Here is a 19,857-nt window from a genome sequence, read left to right as displayed (position 1 = left end):
CATGCCACGTATTCTGCACCTTGGGGTCGGCAACTTTTTTCGCGCCCATCAGGCTTGGTACACGCAACGTTGCCCCGATTGGCGGGTCACCGGTGTCAGCTTTCGCTCCGGTGCGGTCCGGGATCGCCTAGCTGCGCAGGATTACACCTATTCGCTTGTGATCAAGGACGCCGCCGGGACAAAAATCGAAAGGATCACCTGTCTCGATGGCATGTTGGTGATGACCGAGGACCCGATGGCGGTCATTTCCGCCATTTCCGACCCCGCGGTCGACGTCATCACCCTGACGGTGACAGAGAAAGCGTACTGCCTCGCCTCCGATGGGGCTTTGGACAAGAATAACCCGGCCATTCGCGCCGACATTGATGGCGGCAGCCTGACGCCGATCGGTGCTCTGGTGCGCGGGCTGGCGGGTCGCACAACACCTGTCACCGTGCTGTCTTGTGATAACCTGCCGGACAACGGGCGCAAACTTGGTGATGCAATAAAAGCCTTTGCCAAAGCGGCCAACCTGACGATCCGTGCCACTGTCACCTACCCGTCCTGCATGGTCGATCGGATCACACCTGCAACGACAGACGCAATCCGGGGCGAAGCCGGTGATGACATGGCCGTGCCCACCGAAGGGTTCACCGAATGGGTCATCGACGACGATTTTGCCGCACCCCGCCCCGACTGGCCCGGCGTCCAATGGGTATCGGACGTCGCTCCCCACGAGATGCGCAAATTGCGGATGCTCAACGGCGCACATTCCTATCTGGCCTATGCCGGGGTACTGCGCGGCCACACATTCGTACATGAGGCCATCGCCGATCCGGTCCTGCGCGCAGGCGCGTCGGGAATCATGACAGAGGCCGCTGCTACTTTGCCCGCCGATGTCCAGCGCCAAGCCAAGGACTATGCCGCGGCCCTGATCGCAAGGTTCGAGAACCCGAACCTCCATCACCGTCTGCGCCAGATCGCCATGGACGGCAGCCAAAAATTGCCGATCCGCATCTTGGCCACGCTGACCGACAGATCCGGAGTAGACAGCCCTGCCCTGACCGCGGCGGTCACGGCGTGGATAGCCTTCGTGCAACAAGAGGTCGCGGAGGGCCGCACGCTAGACGACCCAAGGGCCGATGAGATCCTCAAAGCCTGCACATCAAGCGACCCTGACGCCGCGTTGCGCGCTCTGATCGGGGCAAGCTAAGCGGGCAGGATCGCCCCTTTATGGCCCACAACGCGGGCGGCCAGATCATGGCCCGCCTGCAAGGCCGCCGCCTGATCCAAACCGCTCAGCACGGCACCCAGATAAGCGCCATTGAAACTGTCGCCCGCTGCGGTTGTATCGACGACACGGAGCGCGGGGACATAATCGCCGAAGGTCCCCGTCGCGAGACAGAGTGGCCCGGACGGCCCACGTTTTAACGCGCCGGTCTTGCCCATCGCCACAAAGCGGGCGGCAACTGCATCGGCGCTTTCGCCCGTGATCGCCTGTTCGTCATCAATCGACGGCAGGGCAATGTCCGACAACGCCCACATCGCGGCGTTCACCGCTTGCGCCGTCGCTTTGTCCTGCCAAAGGCGCGGGCGGTAATTGCTGTCATAGACGACCCGCCCACCACCTTCCCGAAATCCACCCAGCCAATTCATCAGCGCGCCCCGCGTCTGTTCGGGCAAAATGGCGAGCGAAATGCCGGACAAGTAGACAACGTCATACCCCTCCAACACGGAAAAATCCGGCCCGCCCGGTCCCGTGAAAACGGAACGCGCGGCCGCACGGTCTCGCCAATAAGTGAAAGAGCGTTCGCCGCTTGCATCCGTGGTGATCGCGTAAAGGCCCGGCGTGCCATCCGGGTCAGTCTCAATCGCGCCTGTCCCGACGTCTTGTGCCGCGATAAAATCATGGATCTTGCGGGAAAACGGCTCTGCTCCAAGTCGGGTGACGTAATCCACCTGAATATCCGGCGCGGACCGCTTGAGGTAGATCGCAGAATTCAGCGTATCGCCCGCCACGCCGACCGCCGCCGTATCGCCATCCATCGACAGCTCGATCATCGCCTCGCCAATCGCAGCAACTTTCATGCGATGTCCTTTCTGGCGGTGCGCCGCCAAATAATCAGCCCGGACATCACGATGATCGACGCCCCCAGCATCGTCCATTGATCCGGCACATCGTCAAAAACAAAATAGCTGGCAACCGCGAGGTACAGCAGAAAGCTGTATGTGTAGGGCATCAGCGTATTCGCAGGTGCATAGAGATGCGCGCGCGAAAAAATCTCGTGCCCGGCCCAGCCCCATAGGCCAAGTGCCACCATCACACCCCACTCCAATCCGTTTGCCGGTGGCGTCCAGACCCACCATGCGAACGGAAAGAGCGTAATCGCCCCGAATGCGCCCATGTAGAATTGCATCGTCTCGGGGGCGACGATCCCTGATATCTTTCGCGTAATGATCGAATAAAGCGCCAGCGAAAATGCGTTGTAGACATTGAGCAGCGCGATCCAGTGAAAGGCCGCATCAAAGGGCCGGATGACCACCAGCACCCCCATGAACCCGAGGATAATGGCAAACCATCGCCACGGGCCGACCCGCTCTCCGAGCAATGGCCAGGACAGGGCGCACACGACCACCGGCGCCGAAAACATGATCGATCCGGTCACGGTCAGCGACAGGTAATTGAGCGTGATGAAGTTGAACAACGTCGCCGATGCCAAAAGAAACGCCCGCAAGAAAACCAGGCCCATATGGGCGGATTGAAAGCTGTTCCACCCATCGCCCTTGCGCAGCAAAAGCACGGTCGAGATCACAAAATGCGGCAAATACCGCATGAATGCCAGTTGAAACGCCGGCAGACCCGCCAACACAAGCCACTTCACCGACGTGTCGATCATGGCGAAAAATACATACGCCCCCAGGGTCATCACAATCCCAAGTGTCGCGCGGTCTTGTGTGGCCTGGGCGGCGATGGCCAATGGCTTAGCCTTTGAACTTGTCGGCGTAGAAATCGACCATTTGCGAAACCATATCATCGGCACGGCCGCTGTCGCGTGCTTCGCTCAAAGCCGCCAACGCGCCTTTTGACATGACCGACTCGACGCCAGCATCTGATGCCATTTGCGCGTAATACCCGACGTCTTTGGCCGCATTCTTGATCGCAAAGGCCAGTTGGTTGGGGTCACCGTCCACGCCGTAGCCCTTCACAAAATCCATCATGCCGGACTTGAGCGGACCCGCAGCCATCACATCATAAAGGTCCTGCCGGGGCACACCCGCCACATCGGCCATCGCAAAGGCTTCGGCCATGGCATTGGCCACGGTCATCCCGAAGAAGTTGTTGATCAGTTTGATGGTGTGCCCTGATCCCAGTGCGCCTAGGTGAAAGACGTTCTCACCCAGATCATCCAGCACGGGGCGCACCTTGGCAAAGGCAGCCTCGTCGCCCGCGCACATGATGTTGAGCAAACCGTCTTTGGCGTGGCTGGGCGTGCGGCCCAGCGGCGCGTCCAGATAATGCCCCCCGGCGGCGGCCACTTCATCGCCCAATGCGCGGGTTGAACCGGGCAAGGACGTCCCGAAGTCGATCACCACAGCACCCGGTTTGAGGCCAGCGATCACGCCGTCTTCTCCGTGCATCCGGGCTTCGACATTGGCGGATGTATCCATGCAGAGCATGATGATATCGGACGCTTCGGCAACGGCCTTGGCCGTTTTTACTTCGGTTGCACCGCGTGCAACCGCCTGATCCACATATGTCCGTGTCCGGTTGGCGATTACTGTCAGGGCATAGCCCTGATCCTGCAAACGGCCGACCATTGCTCCGCCCATCAGGCCAAGCCCGATAAATCCGATTGTAGGTTTGCTCATCTCATGTCTCCTTGGACGGAATTGTATCGAAAGCCCGCGATTTCAGGCCCTTTTGAATTTCATAGATCGATATCGGCACATCCGGTTGCGGTTGTGGAATGCGGATGGGTATATCCTTGAGCCGCGGCGTCAAGGTCGCCTCACCACACAGCATCCGCGTGTTGTAATCCTCGATGCCATCCCATTTCGTCATGCTGCCCATGATCGGAAAAGCATCCGCGGCCATCATCTCGTAAAACAAAATGCGCCGCGCACGATCAGAACGGTTGAGGGCAGACCCATGGACAATCCGCCCGTGATGAATGCTGATCGACCCGGCCGGGCCGGTCAGTTGCACCGCGTCCGCCGAGTTCAGGCCGTTTTCCTGGGGCAGCATCGCACCTGCAAAAACGCCGTCGACGTGATGGTCATAGACCGGCCCTTTGTGCGAGCCGGGATAGACCATCAGCGGCCCGTTTTCAGCGGCCATGTCATCAATGCAAATGCCAATGGCAAGGATGTCATCATTGGTGTGGGGATAGAACGCATAGTCCTGATGCCACTCAACGGCCGCCCCGTAACCGGCTGATTTCATGTTCAGCTTGGTTGTATGCAAGCGCAGGTTCGGGCCGATCAGATCACGGGCGGGGGCCAGTACATGATCGGAATACATTAGCTCCCGCATCACGTCCGAAATTGTATGCGGCAGTTTGATCCGGCGCAGGCGCGGCTCGTCAGTCGTATGACTGTCTTCGAGATCAAGCCGCTCGTTGCTCTCGGTCATCGTGGCGGCTTCGGCCTCGAATCGTGAGATTTCGTCGCGGATTTTCGTCAGCCAGTCGGGCGGAACCTGGTTTTCGACCAGCAAATACCCGTGTTCTTCGAAATGCGCTTTCTGTACGGCGCTCAGGCATTCCATTACATCACCGCACCAATCTGCCATGGGACGAACTCATAGTCGCCAAGGCCCTGCGCTTCGGACTTGGACATTTCGCCAGACGCCACGCGCAAGAACAACTCGTAAATCTCGCGGCCCTTGTCTTCGAGAGAGACGCCGTCGGTCATCATGGCGCCTGCGTTTACGTCCATGTCTTCGGTCATCCGGTTGAACATCTCTGTGTTCGTGGCAACCTTGATCGTCGGGGCAGGTTTGGATCCAAAGGCCGATCCGCGCCCGGTCGTGAAGCACACCAGATTGCATCCGCCCGCGATCTGACCGGTAACCGAGGCCGGGTCGTAGCCGGGGCTGTCCATAAAGGTGAAGCCCTTGGCCCGTACAATCTCTGCGTATTTGTAGACGCCGGTCAGCGGTGTCGTTCCGCCCTTGGCTGCCGCCCCCAGAGACTTTTCAAGGATCGTGGTCAGACCACCGGTCTTGTTTCCGGGGCTTGGGTTGTTGTCCATCGAGCCCTTGTTGCGGGCGGTGTAATCCTCCCACCAATGGATCAGGTCAATCAGCCGGTCGCCAGTCGCACGGTCCACGGCGCGAGCGGTCAACAGATGCTCCGCCCCGTAAATTTCCGGCGTTTCGGCCAGCACACCGGTGCCGCCCTGCGCCACCAACAGGTCCGTGGCATAGCCCAATGCCGGGTTTGCCGTAATCCCGGACCACGCGTCCGAGCCGCCGCATTGAAGCGCCACCTTCAGGTCCGACGCCGGGCATTCCGTCCGCTGCGCCGCATTTGCGATCGGCAGCATTGCGGCCACTTTCTCGATGCCCTTTTCGATTGTCTGGCGCAGGCCTGCAACAGACTGTATGTTCATTGTCTGAAATGTCGGCCCCTGTTTCAGTCCCCAGGCCTCAAGCAGCCAGTCGATCTGGTTCATCTCGCACCCCAGGCCGACCATCAAAACGCCCGCGTGGTTGGGATGCGCCGCATAGCCCCACATGACCCGTTGCAGCGCCTCGAACCCATCACCATCACCGGCCATGCCACAACCGGTTCCGTGGACAAACGCAGCAACACCGTCAACATTGGGGTAGTCCGCCAGAACTTCGGGCGTGAAATTCGACGCAATCATGCGTGCCGCCGTCGCCGAACAGTTGACCGAGGTGACAATCGCGATGTAGTTCCGCGTGCCCACCTGCCCGTTCTCGCGGCGATAACCCATGAACGTGTCGCCTGTTGCCCGAGTGGCAGGGCGTAGGTTCGTCCCATATTCATAGGCCACGTCGGTGCCGCGAAATTCCACGTTATGCGTATGCACATGATCACCCGCCACAATGGGCTGCGCCGCATATCCAATGACCTGCGCGTACTTACGAATGACATCGCCAACAGCCATATCGCGGGTTGCGATCTTGTGCCCGGATGGGATCAACGCACGTGTGGATGCCCCGTCGATCGGAACGCCAACCTCAAGCGCACGGGTAGCAGTCACAACGGTATCGGTCGGGTCTAGTCGGATGAAATCCATGGGGGCTCACGCACAATAAGGGGCGTCAGACGCCCAACGGTGAATCGGAATATGCGGGGACACGGCCAGTTTGTCACGTGCCGAAAACCACGCGTCACGCCAGACGCGCCAGTCGCGCAACTCGGTTTCGGGCGCGGCCCTGCTGCGGGCGACAAAGCTGGGGAAATGATCGCGTCCGGTGCTTTGCCCGGTCACGTTATAACGCAGATCAAAGGACCAGCGAAAATCATCAGATGTGTTCGGCAGCGACGCATGCGGCACCAGCGGATGAAACAGCACGACACCCCCGGCCTTCACCGGCAAAGGCACGGCGCGGGTCGTATCCAGATGCCGTGGCGCAATCGCCGTTTGCACCTGCGGACAATGGGGCAGCAGCCCATCGTCAATGCCGGGCACCACTTGCAAGCACCCGTTTGCGACGGTGGCGTCGGTGATGGCGACCCAGGCCGTGATCATGTCCGTGGCATCTGCATCTTCGTGACCCACGCCGCGATCCTGATGCCAGTCGGTGCTGGTGATGTGCGCGCGCACCTCGTTTGCGGCCAATTGCGGGCTGGGCGGCTTGATGCGCACATGCTGGATCGGGTTTGACGTGATCTCTGGCCCGATCAGATCCTGAATGATGTCCAACAGGCGCTCCTGCACCACCAGATCAAAGATCGCAGGGCCAAAATGCATCGGGCAATCGGCCGCGATCTCACCGCCGGGCAGGCTGATATCCATCGGCTGGAACCAGTCGCACCCGGCTGCATAGGACGCACTCAGCTTGCCCCAAAAATCCAGGGGGTCACCATCCGGCACCCGCCCCTCTGCCTGCCAGCCCGCATAGAGCCCGTCCATCAGCGCCGCGTACTCTGCGCGTATGGCATCCAGCACCGAACCGGGTATGACGTCTTCCATGGCGAAATACCCTTGGGTGCGAAACTCGGTGATCTGCGTGTCGCTTAACATGATGCGCCTCGTTTACAGCAGCAGCGTGACGATCGGCGGCCAGATCAGAAGAACCGACAGCGCAACCAACTGGATGCCTATGAAGGGCAAGAAGCCCTTGAAGATATCGGTCAGCGTGATGTGTGGCGGGGCCACGGATTTCAGATAGAAGGCAGCCGGACCGAAGGGCGGCGACAAAAAGCTGACCTGCATATTCATACAGAATACCACACCGAACCAGATCGCAACATGGCGGCGTTCCAACTCGCCAAACACACCAATCTCTTCCAGCGGCAACTTGAGCACGATGGGCAGGAACACCGGAATGATCAGCAACACAATGCCGACCCAGTCCATGAAGGCCCCCATAAACAGCAGGATCAACATCATCAGCAAGATCACCAACATCGTCGGCAACTCGGACCCAACGATAAAGTCGGCCACATAGGTTGGCCCGCCCGCGATGGTGTACGCCCCCGCAAGGGTCGCCGCACCGATAGTGACCCAGATGATGGTCCCGGTCGACTTCAGGGTCCGCATCAACGAATCCCACACAAGTTCCGTTGAGGCCTCGCCGCGCAAGAGCGCGATGACAAAGACGGCCATCGCCCCCATGCCAGCGGCCTCGGTAATCCCGGTGATGCCACCATAGATCGAGCCCATAACGACGCCAATCACGACGATGGGTGGCACGAGACCCTTGCCCAAAGACCAGCCCCGCGCCGTTAACTCCTTACCAAAGTAAAAGAAGATCAGCGCGAGGCTCACGGCCACCATGATGCCGAACCTCCAGATGTACTCTGCCGTGCCCCAGAACGCGGGTGCGCCGGTATTGGCCGCGTTCGAGCCAGAGAATTCAAAGAAGCTTGCGCGCAGGAACAACGCCGTTCCGAACCCGGCAAACAGAACCGTCATGAACGCCAGAAACAATTTTCCCTTTTCGCGGCCCACAGGTTCCCCGGGCACAGGGTCAGGCAGCGGTGCGTCTTCGGGACGGAGTTGTGTGCGGATGATGATATAGATGATGATGAAGGAGGCGAGCATGAAGCCCGGCACGAAGGACGCGGTAAACAGAGCCTTGATCGACGTTTCGGTGATCAGGCCATAGATGATCAGAACGATCGACGGAGGGATCATGGTCCCCAGCGAACCACTGGCACAAATCACACCGATCGCGAGGTTCTGGTTATAGCCCAGCCGCAACATCTGCGGCAGCGCGATCAGGCCCAGCAAGACAACCTCGCCCCCGATGATCCCGGACATCGCCGCCATGATCACGGCCATGATCGAAGTAACGATGGCGATGCCGCCACGGGTCCGGTTCAGCCAGACACTCAGCGAGGAGTACATTTCCTTGGCGATGCCCGAGCGTTCCAGCAAGGCCGCCATGAAGATAAAGAGCGGAATGGATATGAGGACGTAGTCCGTTAAGAGCCCGTATATTTTCTGGGCCAGAATGTTGAGCGGCCCCGATCCGGGCCTGCCGGTCAAAATGCCGTCACCAAAGGTCCAGGGGGCCAGCAGCAATTCCGGCTCGAACTTCATCACCAGCACCAGCACGGCGAGGATTGCAGAGGCAAGTCCCAACGGCATCCCGATGGCCAGGAGCAAGATCAGCCCCAGCATCAGGACAAGCGAAATGGTTCCGATATCCATGGGGTCAGTCCTTTGCCGAAACGTGTTGGCCGGTTACATCGATGTCGCTGACGCCACCCACACCGACCTGGGCCTTGATGCGCTCGATCTCTTCTTCGTCCAGATCGTCGCCACCGTAGTGAACCTCTTCCTTGTTCCAGTCAGAGATCAGGTTCACGACCGCCTGCAACGCAACCAGGCCGACAACCAACAACACCATGGGCTTCAGGGTTGCGGGAATCGGCGGGTCAAAAGCCGTGCCAAACGTTTCCCAACGATAGAATTTGTCGAAGGCTTCGCCGTATCCGCCATAGATCAGGAAAAAGGCGAAGGTTACGATCAGGAGTGTCGAGATACAGTCAAATATCCGCTGCACCCAGCGAGGGACGGCATCATAGAGCAAAACGATACGGATGTGGCTGCGCTGTTGCATGGCGTAAAGACCGGCACACAGAAACACGAACCCGGCCAGCCACAGCGACATTTCGTTTGCCCACAAGGTCGGAGCCTCGAACACATAGCGCAAGATGACTTCGTAGAGCATGACGCCGGTCAACAACACGATCAACATCATGGTGACACGGCCGATGAATACAGCCAGACGGTCGGCTGCGCGCCAGCTTTCAAACTCCATGCCCGCACGCCGCACGGTGCGGACGCCAATGTAGCCAAAAATCGGAAGACAGATCAGAGCGGCCCAATCAAAGATATCGGCAAACCCGCCAAACAGTCCGCCCATGCCGGAACTGACGTCAATGCGTCCAAACAAAGCGGAGAGCTTGTCAAATTCTGACGGATCCGAAGGCGGATAAAAGTCGAGGGTAAAGGCAGGCATATGCCAGATCACCCACCCCGCGCAGAAAATAAAAGCCAATGGCACAAGCCATTCAACCGGAGTGCCGGAGCGCGCCTGCATCAGAAATACCCCCTGTAGTGGACATGCCCTTGCGCGACAAAGGCGCGTTTTACGGCAAAAAAGGGGCTCCAACACAATGGTCGGAGCCCCGGATCGGTTCGCTTACTGAGATACGAAACCAAGCTGGGTCAAGTAGGCCATATGCGATTCGACCAATGCCTTGGCTTCTGGCGTATCGGCGAACTCAGGCCATGTAGACTGCGCTGCGTCACGGAACTTTTGCAGTTCTTCGGCTTCCCACTGCGACAGGACAACGCCCTGCTCGCGCAACATTGCAGCCGCTTCCGCATTGGCCTTTTCGAAGGTCAGGGCGGTGCGCAGCGCCAGTGCTTCCATGGCAACCTTCATGATGCGTTGATGCGCTTCGGGCATCGCGTCAAACACTTCCTTGTTGCACGCCAGGTGATCGGAAGGCATCGAATGGAAGCCTGGGAAATTCGCGTAGCCGACGATGTCATAGAGGCCGAGACCGACATTGTTGGCCAGGCCTGATGCGTCCGCACCGTCGATGATACCGGTTTCCAGGGCGGTGAAGATTTCGGTAAAGTCCATCACGATGGGCGAGGCGCCCAATTTCTCGAATATCTTGGTTTCCATGCCGGGGGGCGACCGGAATTTCCAACCTTCGAAGTCTGCAACTTTAGCGATTGGCTTGGAGGAGGCAAAGCTTTCCTGCCCATAGACCCACCAACCGATCAATTCCATGCCGTATTTGTTGTACAAGGGTGCCGCCGCTTCGAGGCCGCCGCCGTAGTAGAGCCAGCTGAGCTGCTGATAGGGAGTCTCATAGCCGCCCATGATGTCGCCCACGAACTGAAACGCCGAGTTCTTGCCGGTCTGATAGGCACCGCCTGTCATGTCACAATCAAGGATACCCGTGGCCGCCGCGTCGAATGTTTCGACCGACTTCACGACTGACGAACTGTAGAACATCTCTACTTCGATTTCGCCGCCGGACATCAACTGAATATCTTCGATATATTGGGCCGCCAACCGTCCCGAGACCGTCTCGGGTGCGTAATGCGTCTGAATACGCAGCTTGGTTTGCTGTGCACTGGCGGACATCGCCGTGCCTGCCACAAGTGCCGTTGCAACGGCGATGGACGCCGCCTTCTTAATGAATGTCATGATCATCCTCCCAGACATTTTTTACGTGCAAATTAGAGGGTCTCTTGCCCGCCTTCCGCACAAAGTAACCAAAGGCTAGTCGGAGACGCCCCCTTACGACAACAAAAAAATGAAATTTCGGCGAATTTCGTGATTTGTGTGGAATTTCGTGATTTTGCGCTTTACACATTTACGATCAACGAAATTTCTGAATGCTCAAATGCCCTACGAAACAGATATATTTGAAACCTTGCGCCATCGCTTGATGACCAACGGATTTGAGCATGGAGAGAAGGTCAGGGCAGAACATCTGCGGCAGGAATTTGACTGCTCCGCCAGCACGATCCGCGAGGCTCTGTTCCGCCTGTCCACCCTTGGCCTGGTCCAGTTTCAGGAGCAGCGCGGTTTCCGTGTCCCGGAAAAATCTGCGCGCCTGTTGCATGAGCTCACGCATTTGCGCGTCCTGCTCGAAGCCGAAGGCACGGCGATGTCGATCAAGCGCGGCGGCGTTGCATGGGAGGCGCAATTGACCGCCGCGCACCACCAGCTCAGCCACCTTGAAATGCGACTGCACACTTCCAAGGATTCGGAACCCTTCATCGATCTGTGGTTCGCAGCCGAACGACAGTTTCATGAGACCCTCATCTCGGCTTGCGGGTCGGACGTACTGATCACGACGCATCGACAGATCTATGGTCGTTTCCGCCAGCAATTGATGGTCGAAGACCGCGCCTTTGATTTCATTTCAGGCAATATCAAACACCATCAGCAAATCCTGGATGCCGCCATGGCCGGGGACGAAGCGTTGACCCGCGCCAAAATACACGACCATCTGGCCCGGCACCTCATCGACGGACCGGCGTTGCAACCAAGTTAGGGGACGGCAGGGCATCTCCCACCGTGGCGCCCGGAGTTTATCACCGTTCCGGCAGATCATCCTCAATGTACACGTCAATGATCTCCCGGAACGTCGACTCTGCCACAAATCCCAGCGCTTTGGCGCGTTCAGGTGCAAAATTGCGCGGCCACCCTTCGACGATCTTGGCGATCGCCTGGTCGGGTTGGGGCTTGATCAAAGCGACCACGTTGTTGCCCGCGACATCCCGCAGTGCCTCGATCTGTTCGGCCACGGTGCAACTGATTCCCGGAAGGTTCAGCGCACGCCGACCCTCCAACAGCGCTGTATCCAACCCAGCCGCATGGGCAAGAAACCCGGCCGCTGACCGGGGTGACGCATGCCAGTGCCGCACGGTATCGGGCACGGGTAAAATGGCTTCGACTCCGTTTAACGGTTCGCGGATGATCCCGGAAAAGAACGACGAGGCCGCAAGATTTGCCTTGCCGGGCCGCACGCAGATCGTCGGCAGACGCAGGGACATGCCATCGATGAACCCCTTGCGGCTGAAGTCCTGGATCATCAATTCGCACGCTGCCTTTTGCGCGCCGTAACTCGTTTGTGGGGATTGCAGGAATTCATCCGAAATCTTGTCCGGATAAGGCCCGCCAAACACGGCAATCGACGAGGTGAAGATCACACGGGGCACATAGGCCCCGTCCATCGCCCGATGCTGCGCACGCAACGCTTCAAGGAAATGCCACATCGGCCACAGGTTCGTCTGCCAGCCTTTGTCAAAATCCGTTTCCGCCTCTCCCGAGACGATCGAGGCAAGAAAAAAGATCAGGTCAAACCGTTCCGCAGCAAGTGCTGCGCCCTCCGCCGCTACCGCGAGATTGCCGACAAGATGGCGTCGGTTATCCTCTGCCGTGACGTCGCTTGGCGGTGCGATGTCGTGCAGCGTCAACTCAAAGGCCTCGCCACTCGCCAAACCCTGCGTTTCCAGATGGTTGGCCAGTTTCTGACCCACCATTCCACGCCCGCCCAAGATCAAAATTCGTTTCATGTCAGCATCCCGTTTCGCGCCTTGAGTTCCAGATACAGGCCCGAATGGTCCTGATCGGCACCATCCATGTTTTCAACAAAATGGGCAAACCGGTCGCGCACATCCTGTGTCAGAGGCAACGAAAGGTTCACCGCTGCGGCTTCGGCCAGCACATTATTCAGGTCTTTCAACTGGAATTTCGACAATCCGCCGGGTACGAAATTTCCTTCGGTCATCCGCGCGCCATGCTGTTGCAGGATGACGCTATCTGCAAATCCGCCCTGTAGTGCAGCGCGCAATGCTGCGGGGTCCGCGCCCCCTTCCGAGGCCAGCAGCATCGCCTCGGCGACCGCGCCAATGGTCACCGCGACGATGGTCTGATTGCAAAGCTTGGACAACTGGCCGGTGCCGGACGGCCCCACATGCACAGGCCGACCCATTGATTTCAGGATTGGCGTGGCACGGGCGAAATCTTTCGCATCGCCACCGACCATTATCGCAAGGCTGGCCGCATCCGCGCCTTTGGTCCCCCCCGATACGGGCCCGTCCAGATGTGCCACGTCATGCCCTTTCAGCATGGCGGCCTGCGCGCGCGCTTCTTCAGGCTTGGTGGACGACATATCGATCCACAGCGATCCGGGTTTGAGACGCGCCGCCACATCCTCGACCACCGACAGGACGGTTGGCCCGTCGCTCATCATCGAGATGATGATATCCGCGCCCTCAATCGCATCAGCGACCGTAGACGTTACTGTCGCCCCCTCTGCCGCCAGCGGCTCGGCTTTGGCCCGTGTCCGGTTCCACACCGTCAGCGGGATGCCTGCCCGCGCCAGATTTCGAGCCATGGGAAACCCCATCAACCCAGTCCCCAACAAAGCTACCTTTTCCATCGCCATTCTCAAACTCCCGAAATTTTGCATGCCGTCTGGTCAAGCCGAACGCCTTGTCTTACGTTGCCAACAAAACGCAGCGCGCGATGTTGCGCAACACCTGATCAGAAAAGAGGGAGAAGATGCCATGGGCCGTTTGGACGGAAAGCGCGCACTTGTGACTGCCGCAGGGCAGGGAATTGGACGGGCCAGCGTATTGGCCATGGCCGCCGAAGGCGCTCACGTCTTCGCCACCGACATCAACGCCAGCGCGCTTGGCGATCTGGCAGGCGACAACATCGAAACCTTCACCTTGAACGCGATGGACGCCGACAGCATCGCGGCAGGCGTCGAACGCGCCGCCCCGGACGTTTTGTTCAACTGCGCGGGCTTTGTGCATCACGGCACGGTACTGGATGCGACCGAAGATGAATGGGACTTTGCCTTTGACCTCAATGTCCGGTCGATGTCGCGCACCATGCGCGCCGCTCTGCCGGGTATGATTGAACGCGGTGGCGGATCGATCATCAACATGTCGTCTGCCGCTTCGTCCATCATCGGTGCGCCCAACCGCTTTATCTATGGGGCCACGAAGGCCGCCGTGATTGGCATGACCAAGGCGGTCGCAGTGGATTTCGTCAAAGACGGCATTCGCTGCAACTGTATCTGCCCCGGAACTGTCGAAAGCCCGAGCTTGCAGGACCGGATCAAGGTCCTCGGCGAACAGGTCGGCGGCTACGAAGAAGCGCATCGGCAGTTTGTGGCACGCCAGCCGATGGGCCGGGTCGCAAAGGCAGAAGAGATCGCAAATCTGGTCGTCTATCTGGCCAGCGACGACAGCGGATTTACCACGGGGCATCCGCACATCATCGACGGAGGCTGGTCAGGCCAATGAGAAAGCATATCGGTATCGAAGATCTGCGGTCACGCAAATGGTTCATGAACCCCGACAATCCGGAAATGACGGCGCTCTATCTTGAGCGTTACCTGAACTATGGGCTGACCCGCGCGGAGTTGCAATCTGGCAAGCCGATTATCGGCATCGCACAAACCGGAAGTGACCTCAGCCCGTGCAACCGCCACCATCTTGAGCTGTCCAAGCGCGTGCGCGACGGGATCATCGCGGCGGGCGGCACCTGCATCGAAGTGCCTGTGCACCCGATTCAGGAAACCGGCAAGCGACCTACCGCGATGCTGGACCGGAACCTGGCCTATCTGAGCCTTGTCGAAACCTTGTTCGGATATCCGCTGGACGGTGTCGTATTGAATATCGGCTGTGACAAGACGACCCCGGCTCTTTTGATGGCTGCAGCGACTGTCAATATCCCCGGCGTTGCGTTGTCCGTTGGCCCCATGCTGAACGGCTGGTTCAAGGGCGAACGCACAGGCTCGGGCACCGTCGTCTGGAAAGCCCGCGAGATGCTGGCCGCAGGCGAAATTGACGCTGATGGATTCATGGAACTGGTGGCCTCCTCAGCACCGTCCGTAGGCTATTGCAATACGATGGGAACCGCGACGACGATGAATTCGCTGGCCGAGGCTCTGGGAATGCAACTGCCAGGTGCCGCCGCCATTCCCGCGCCCTACCGCGAACGGGGCCAGATGGCCTACGAAACCGGCAAGCGCATCGTCGAAATGGTCTGGGAAGACCTGCGCCCCTCCGAAATCATGACGCGGGAAGCCTTTGAAAACACGATCGTCATCAACTCTGCCATCGGCGGATCGACCAACGCGCCGATCCACCTGAACGGCATTGCCAAACATCTCGGCGTACCGCTGGATAACGACGACTGGCAAAGCGTCGGGCACGAGATCCCGCTGTTGGTCAACATGCAGCCCGCAGGCGAATACCTCGGCGAGGATTACCAGCATGCTGGCGGTGTGCCTGCCGTGATCGGCGAACTGATTGCCGCAGATCTGTTGCCGCATCCCGACGTCATCACCGCCAATGGCAAGACGATGCGCGAGAACTGTGGTCATGTGCGCAGTGCGGACACACGGGTGATCCGCTCCGCCTCCGAGCCGATCAAGGAGCATGCCGGGTTCATCAACCTCAAGGGCAACCTCTTTGACAGCGCGATGATGAAAACCTCTGTTATTTCGGAGAAATTCCGCGCGCGTTACTTGTCGAATCCCGACGACCCCGAAGCCTTCGAAGGACGTGCCGTGGTATTTGACGGGCCAGAGGATTTCCACCACCGGATCGATGACCCTGCGGAGGATATCGATGACAATTGCATCCTGTTCATGCGCGGCGCGGGCCCCAAAGGGTATCCCGGCGGCGCCGAGGTCGTGAACATGCGTGCACCTGCGTATCTGCTGAAAAAGGGTATCGACGAATTGCCCTGCGTGGGTGACGGACGCCAGTCCGGCACGTCAGGTTCGCCCTCGATCCTGAACGCGTCACCGGAGGCGGCGGATGGCGGTGGGCTGGCGTTGCTCCGAAATGGTGACCGCGTGCGGATCGACCTGAGGAAATGTACTGCCGACATGCTGATTGACGCATCTGAACTGGCGGCACGCGCGGTCGCTCTGGCGGATTCCGGCGGGTATGCGTCGCCCGAAAACCAAAGCCCTTGGCAAGAGATCTTCCGCGACCGCGTAGGTCGTTTTGATGAAGGCATGACCCTGCGAGGCGCAGCCGAGTATCAGGACATTTCACGCAAACATATGCCCCGTGATAATCACTAGCGCCTCCCGCGCAAAAAAACCGACACGAACAAGGATATCCGAAAATGAAACTAGTACGATACGGCGACGTAGGTTCCGAACGGCCCGGCCTGATGGACGGCGACACCCTGCGTGATCTGTCCGGCGTGATTGACGACATCACGGGCGATACGCTTGACGACGAAACGCTGGACCGGTTGCGCAGCATCGACCCCACAACGCTTCCCGCTGTGGATGGCAATCCGCGCCTCGGGGCCTGCGTCGGCCACTTCGGCAAATTCCTGTGCATCGGTCTGAACTATTCCGACCATGCCGCCGAACAGGGCCTGCCCATCCCCGCGCATCCCATCCTGTTCTTCAAGGCGAATTCGGCCATCGTCGGCGCCAATGATGATGTGGTCATGCCCCGTGGATCGACCCGCAGCGACTGGGAAGTTGAACTTGGGGTCGTGATCGGCAAGACCTGCAAATACGTCTCGAAAGAAGACGCCCTCGACTATGTGGCGGGCTACTGCATCGTGAACGATGTGTCCGAACGGGAGTATCAGCAAAACCTCACCGGTCAGTGGACCAAGGGCAAATCCTGCGACACCTTTGGCCCCACGGGTCCGTATCTTGTCACCCGCGATGAAATTCCTGATCCGCAGGCCCTCGCCATGTCGCTGGATGTGAATGGCAAGCGGATGCAGACAGGGAACACCGCCACCATGATCTTTACCGTGGCGGAAATCATCGAACACCTGAGTGGCCTGATGACCCTTCACCCCGGCGACATCATCACCACAGGCACGCCGCCGGGCGTTGGCGACGGCATGAAGCCACAGACCTATCTCAAAGTCGGCGACGTCATGGAGCTTGAAATCGAAGGTTTGGGCAAGCAGCGCCAAGAGGTGCGCATAGATGCATGATCTGTTGCAAATCGGGGGCATCACCGACGCCATGCGCGAGCGTCTGGAAGCCGTCTTTACGATCCATAGACTCAGCGACGGCGATTACCCGGCGGACAAGATCACGCATGTGGCGACCAATGGACATGACGGGATTCCAGCAGATGTGATGGCCGCCTTGCCGAACCTAAAGATGATCAGCTGTTACGGTGTGGGTTATGACGCCATCGACACCAAGGCGGCGGCCGAGCGCGGTATTCTGGTCACTCATACGCCTGATGTTTTGAACGCCGAAGTGGCCAGCACCACGATCCTGCTGATGCTCGCCAGTTACCGCAACTTTCTGGCGGATGAAGCTCATGCGCGTTCGGGCGCGTGGGAAAACGGCGGCGCACCGTTGTCGCGCAGCGCCGACAATCGCAAAGTGGGTATCCTGGGTCTTGGCCGCATAGGACAGGCCATCGCAAGCAAGCTCAAAGCCTTTGACGCTGAAATTCATTACCACACCCGCAACAAAAGAGACGTGCCGTACACCTATCACGCCTCGCTGACAGACATGGCGCAGGCGGTCGAGGTTCTGATCTGCATCACCCCCGGTGGCCCGTCGACGCACCATATCGTCAACACGGAGGTGATGGACGCGTTGGGCCCGGAGGGTCGCTTGATCAACGTATCGCGTGGTTCTGTCGTGGACGAGCCAGCGATGGTATCTGCGCTACAGGACGGGCGCTTGGGCTATGCAGCTTTGGATGTCTTCGAGGCGGAGCCAAAGATCCCCGATGCGCTCAAAACCATGCCAAACGTCGTTCTGCTGCCACATGTGGGAAGTGCCACGCATGAAACCCGCGCCGCGATGGGAGGGCTGGTGGTGGACAACCTGCTTGAGCACCTCGGAAAAGGCAAAGTGTTGACCCCGGTTCCGGAGACAGCTCACCTGAACGCCTGAACACAGTGGTCGGGCGACATTGCCCGGCCGTTGCCTCTTGGAATCACAGTCATTGAGTTTTTCACGGAGTGCGACGGCGCCATGAGCATCTTTGTGGTCTTTGAAATACACAGTTTGACGAACATCATCGCGCCCGAAAGGTTGACGGGCCGCCCCCCCGCACCCTACGACAGACAAAACCAGGTATAACGAACAAGGCAGGCAGCCATGAAAATTGCGATGATCGGGACGGGCTATGTCGGCCTCGTCTCAGGGGTGTGTTTTTCCGATTTCGGGCACGACGTGGTCTGCGTCGACAAGGACCCTGCAAAGATCGCCAAGCTGGAACGGGGCGAAGTCCCTATCTATGAGCCGGGGCTGGACGCCTTGATGGCCAAGAATGTCGAGGCGGGACGTCTGTCATTCACACTTGATCTGGCCAAGGCCATCGACGGCGCCGAAGCGATCTTTATCGCTGTGGGCACACCGACGCGACGCGGCGATGGTCATGCCGATCTGACCTATGTGATGGCCGCCGCGGCGGAGATCGCGCAACTTGCCAGAAACTATGTCGTCATCGTGACCAAATCCACCGTCCCGGTCGGGACCAACCGGCAGGTGAAAAAAACGATCCGGAAAGCCAATCCCGCACTCGACTTTGATGTCGCGTCCAATCCGGAATTCCTGCGCGAAGGCGCTGCAATTGACGATTTCATGAAACCCGACCGGGTCGTTGTCGGTGTACAATCCGACCGGGCGGCAGACGTCATGAACGCAATTTACCGGCCTCTCTTCCTGCGCGATTTTCCCATCGTGACCACCGATCTGGAAAGCGCCGAGATGATCAAATACGCCGCAAACGCGTTTCTGGCGACCAAGATTACCTTCATAAACGAAATTGCTGCCCTGTGCGAGCGCACAGGAGCGGATATCAAACAGGTCTCCAAGGGCATGGGGCTGGACGGGCGGATCGGAAACAAGTTCCTGCATGCGGGTCCCGGCTATGGCGGGTCATGTTTCCCCAAGGATACCAAAGCCTTGGCGCGGATCGGCCAAGACCATGCCGTTCCGATGCAGATCACCGAAACCGTAATCAAAGTGAACGAGGAAACCAAACGCCGCATGATCGACAAGATCTTTGATCTGTACGACGGGGCGCTGAACGGCAAGACCGTGGCTGTACTTGGGGTCACGTTCAAACCCAATACTGACGACATGCGTGACGCGCCCGCGCTGACGATCGTCCCTGCATTGGTCGGCGCAGGCGCCAAGGTTCGCGTGACGGATCCGCAAGGGCGCCATGAAGGCGAGGCGTTGCTGCCTGGCGTGCAGTGGATGGATGATGCCTATAAGGCAGCGCAGAACGCGGACCTGATTGTGATCCTCACGGAATGGAACGAGTTTCGCGCCCTCGATCTCAAGAAACTGGCACGGCGCATGGCGTCACCGCGGATGGCAGACTTGCGCAATATCTACACTGTCAAAGATGCGAAACGTGCGGGGTTTGTCGCCTATGACAGCATCGGTCGCGCTGCATTTCGCGCCGAGGAAAGCTAGCGCGGCCTGATCCAGTCAATAGCGCTGCAATTGCAGGAAGCACGATTTTCCGGGCGTTCATTTCGTTTGACGCACGGCTTTTTCTTCTTTGATCGGCTTGTTGTTCCAAACATCGTTGTTCAGACCAAATTCTTCTTTCATTGGCCTGGTTTTACTGAAGTGAAGGACCACCGGCTGACGCCGGAGGCATCATTTGTCGGAATGTAATTCCAGGTACTGCTTGATGACATCGTCT

The 19,857-nt window shown here is 58.9% G+C and carries 18 protein-coding genes; 7 read left to right on the top strand and 11 right to left on the bottom strand.

Annotated elements, in window-relative coordinates; translation table 11 throughout:
- Window position 1: 1 nt before the first annotated feature.
- The gene (locus LC354_RS16285) at window positions 2-1,192 is read left to right on the top strand and encodes a mannitol dehydrogenase family protein (RefSeq protein ID WP_223425682.1); all 1,191 of its coding nucleotides are present in this window, start codon (window positions 2-4) and stop codon (window positions 1,190-1,192) included.
- On the opposite strand, the gene LC354_RS16280 is transcribed toward LC354_RS16285, so the two are convergent.
- The 9 genes from LC354_RS16280 to LC354_RS16240 form a co-directional block, all read right to left on the bottom strand.
- Complete coding sequence (locus LC354_RS16280; protein ID WP_223425680.1) at window positions 1,189-2,067, bottom strand: sugar kinase; 879 nt, start codon at window positions 2,065-2,067, stop codon at window positions 1,189-1,191. The two genes, LC354_RS16285 and LC354_RS16280, sit on opposite strands and share 4 nt — an antisense overlap.
- Entirely contained in the window at window positions 2,064-2,957 is an 894-nt protein-coding gene (locus LC354_RS16275) for a DMT family transporter (protein ID WP_223425678.1), read from the bottom strand. The genes LC354_RS16280 and LC354_RS16275 overlap by 4 nt, the downstream gene beginning before the upstream one ends.
- A gap of 4 nt (window positions 2,958-2,961) precedes the next feature.
- Window positions 2,962-3,849, bottom strand: a complete 888-nt coding sequence (locus LC354_RS16270) for an NAD(P)-dependent oxidoreductase (protein WP_223425676.1) — start codon at window positions 3,847-3,849, stop codon at window positions 2,962-2,964.
- A gap of 1 nt (window position 3,850) precedes the next feature.
- A complete protein-coding gene (locus LC354_RS16265; RefSeq protein ID WP_223425674.1) occupies window positions 3,851-4,771 on the bottom strand; it encodes a phytanoyl-CoA dioxygenase family protein in 921 nt (306 codons plus the stop codon).
- Window positions 4,747-6,246, bottom strand: a complete 1,500-nt coding sequence (locus tag LC354_RS16260; protein WP_223425672.1) for a UxaA family hydrolase — start codon at window positions 6,244-6,246, stop codon at window positions 4,747-4,749. The genes LC354_RS16265 and LC354_RS16260 overlap by 25 nt, the downstream gene beginning before the upstream one ends.
- A 6-nt stretch (window positions 6,247-6,252) precedes the next feature.
- A complete protein-coding gene (locus LC354_RS16255) occupies window positions 6,253-7,197 on the bottom strand; it encodes a phytanoyl-CoA dioxygenase family protein (protein ID WP_223425670.1) in 945 nt (314 codons plus the stop codon).
- Between the two features lie 12 nt (window positions 7,198-7,209).
- The gene (locus tag LC354_RS16250) at window positions 7,210-8,832 is read right to left on the bottom strand and encodes a TRAP transporter large permease (RefSeq protein WP_223425668.1); all 1,623 of its coding nucleotides are present in this window, start codon (window positions 8,830-8,832) and stop codon (window positions 7,210-7,212) included.
- A 4-nt stretch (window positions 8,833-8,836) separates the two neighbouring features.
- Window positions 8,837-9,727 (bottom strand): TRAP transporter small permease subunit, encoded by an 891-nt coding sequence (locus LC354_RS16245; RefSeq protein ID WP_223425660.1) that lies wholly within the window; start codon window positions 9,725-9,727, stop codon window positions 8,837-8,839.
- Between the two features lie 102 nt (window positions 9,728-9,829).
- A complete protein-coding gene (locus LC354_RS16240) occupies window positions 9,830-10,855 on the bottom strand; it encodes a TRAP transporter substrate-binding protein (RefSeq protein WP_223425658.1) in 1,026 nt (341 codons plus the stop codon).
- Between the two features lie 199 nt (window positions 10,856-11,054).
- Between LC354_RS16240 and LC354_RS16235 the strand changes: the two genes are divergently transcribed.
- Complete coding sequence (locus LC354_RS16235; RefSeq protein ID WP_223425657.1) at window positions 11,055-11,711, top strand: GntR family transcriptional regulator; 657 nt, start codon at window positions 11,055-11,057, stop codon at window positions 11,709-11,711.
- Between the two features lie 40 nt (window positions 11,712-11,751).
- On the opposite strand, the gene denD is transcribed toward LC354_RS16235, so the two are convergent.
- Window positions 11,752-12,735: a D-erythronate dehydrogenase gene (gene denD / locus LC354_RS16230; protein WP_223425655.1), complete on the bottom strand. Its 984-nt coding sequence runs from the start codon at window positions 12,733-12,735 to the stop codon at window positions 11,752-11,754.
- On the bottom strand, window positions 12,732-13,610 hold the full coding sequence (locus tag LC354_RS16225) for an NAD(P)-dependent oxidoreductase (protein WP_263289426.1): 879 nt from the start codon (window positions 13,608-13,610) through the stop codon (window positions 12,732-12,734). The genes denD and LC354_RS16225 overlap by 4 nt, the downstream gene beginning before the upstream one ends.
- 121 nt (window positions 13,611-13,731) lie before the next feature.
- Here LC354_RS16225 and LC354_RS16220 point away from each other — a divergent pair, with 121 nt between their 5' ends.
- The 5 genes from LC354_RS16220 to LC354_RS16200 all read left to right on the top strand — a co-directional run bounded on the left by LC354_RS16220 (window position 13,732) and on the right by LC354_RS16200 (window position 19,622).
- Window positions 13,732-14,478: an SDR family oxidoreductase gene (locus LC354_RS16220; RefSeq protein ID WP_223425653.1), complete on the top strand. Its 747-nt coding sequence runs from the start codon at window positions 13,732-13,734 to the stop codon at window positions 14,476-14,478.
- Window positions 14,475-16,274 (top strand): IlvD/Edd family dehydratase, encoded by a 1,800-nt coding sequence (locus LC354_RS16215; RefSeq protein WP_223425647.1) that lies wholly within the window; start codon window positions 14,475-14,477, stop codon window positions 16,272-16,274. Before LC354_RS16220 ends, LC354_RS16215 begins: the two co-directional genes overlap by 4 nt.
- 44 nt (window positions 16,275-16,318) lie before the next feature.
- The gene (locus LC354_RS16210) at window positions 16,319-17,161 is read left to right on the top strand and encodes a fumarylacetoacetate hydrolase family protein (RefSeq protein WP_223425645.1); all 843 of its coding nucleotides are present in this window, start codon (window positions 16,319-16,321) and stop codon (window positions 17,159-17,161) included.
- Complete coding sequence (locus tag LC354_RS16205) at window positions 17,154-18,086, top strand: 2-hydroxyacid dehydrogenase (RefSeq protein ID WP_223425643.1); 933 nt, start codon at window positions 17,154-17,156, stop codon at window positions 18,084-18,086. The genes LC354_RS16210 and LC354_RS16205 overlap by 8 nt, the downstream gene beginning before the upstream one ends.
- A 207-nt stretch (window positions 18,087-18,293) precedes the next feature.
- Complete coding sequence (locus LC354_RS16200; RefSeq protein ID WP_223425641.1) at window positions 18,294-19,622, top strand: UDP-glucose dehydrogenase family protein; 1,329 nt, start codon at window positions 18,294-18,296, stop codon at window positions 19,620-19,622.
- Window positions 19,623-19,857 lie beyond the last annotated feature (235 nt).

The organism is Tateyamaria pelophila (genome assembly GCF_019966495.1).
Taxonomy (GTDB): domain Bacteria; phylum Pseudomonadota; class Alphaproteobacteria; order Rhodobacterales; family Rhodobacteraceae; genus Tateyamaria; species Tateyamaria pelophila.
The sequence above is the reverse complement of the archived record's forward strand: the minus strand, read 5'-3'. Positions and strand labels throughout refer to the sequence as shown.

What these genes read in the sequence shown, in the direction of transcription:
- LC354_RS16285 (WP_223425682.1), top strand. Translation starts at nt 2, where the DNA reads ATGCCACGTATTCTGCACCTTGGGGTCGGCAACTTTTTTCGCGCCCAT.
- LC354_RS16280 (WP_223425680.1), bottom strand. Translation starts at nt 2,067, where the DNA reads ATGAAAGTTGCTGCGATTGGCGAGGCGATGATCGAGCTGTCGATGGAT.
- LC354_RS16270 (WP_223425676.1), bottom strand. Translation starts at nt 3,849, where the DNA reads ATGAGCAAACCTACAATCGGATTTATCGGGCTTGGCCTGATGGGCGGA.
- LC354_RS16265 (WP_223425674.1), bottom strand. Translation starts at nt 4,771, where the DNA reads ATGGCAGATTGGTGCGGTGATGTAATGGAATGCCTGAGCGCCGTACAG.
- LC354_RS16260 (WP_223425672.1), bottom strand. Translation starts at nt 6,246, where the DNA reads ATGGATTTCATCCGACTAGACCCGACCGATACCGTTGTGACTGCTACC.
- LC354_RS16255 (WP_223425670.1), bottom strand. Translation starts at nt 7,197, where the DNA reads ATGTTAAGCGACACGCAGATCACCGAGTTTCGCACCCAAGGGTATTTC.
- LC354_RS16250 (WP_223425668.1), bottom strand. Translation starts at nt 8,832, where the DNA reads ATGGATATCGGAACCATTTCGCTTGTCCTGATGCTGGGGCTGATCTTG.
- LC354_RS16245 (WP_223425660.1), bottom strand. Translation starts at nt 9,727, where the DNA reads ATGCAGGCGCGCTCCGGCACTCCGGTTGAATGGCTTGTGCCATTGGCT.
- LC354_RS16240 (WP_223425658.1), bottom strand. Translation starts at nt 10,855, where the DNA reads ATGACATTCATTAAGAAGGCGGCGTCCATCGCCGTTGCAACGGCACTT.
- LC354_RS16235 (WP_223425657.1), top strand. Translation starts at nt 11,055, where the DNA reads ATGCCCTACGAAACAGATATATTTGAAACCTTGCGCCATCGCTTGATG.
- denD (WP_223425655.1), bottom strand. Translation starts at nt 12,735, where the DNA reads ATGAAACGAATTTTGATCTTGGGCGGGCGTGGAATGGTGGGTCAGAAA.
- LC354_RS16225 (WP_263289426.1), bottom strand. Translation starts at nt 13,610, where the DNA reads ATGGCGATGGAAAAGGTAGCTTTGTTGGGGACTGGGTTGATGGGGTTT.
- LC354_RS16220 (WP_223425653.1), top strand. Translation starts at nt 13,732, where the DNA reads ATGGGCCGTTTGGACGGAAAGCGCGCACTTGTGACTGCCGCAGGGCAG.
- LC354_RS16215 (WP_223425647.1), top strand. Translation starts at nt 14,475, where the DNA reads ATGAGAAAGCATATCGGTATCGAAGATCTGCGGTCACGCAAATGGTTC.
- LC354_RS16210 (WP_223425645.1), top strand. Translation starts at nt 16,319, where the DNA reads ATGAAACTAGTACGATACGGCGACGTAGGTTCCGAACGGCCCGGCCTG.
- LC354_RS16205 (WP_223425643.1), top strand. Translation starts at nt 17,154, where the DNA reads ATGCATGATCTGTTGCAAATCGGGGGCATCACCGACGCCATGCGCGAG.
- LC354_RS16200 (WP_223425641.1), top strand. Translation starts at nt 18,294, where the DNA reads ATGAAAATTGCGATGATCGGGACGGGCTATGTCGGCCTCGTCTCAGGG.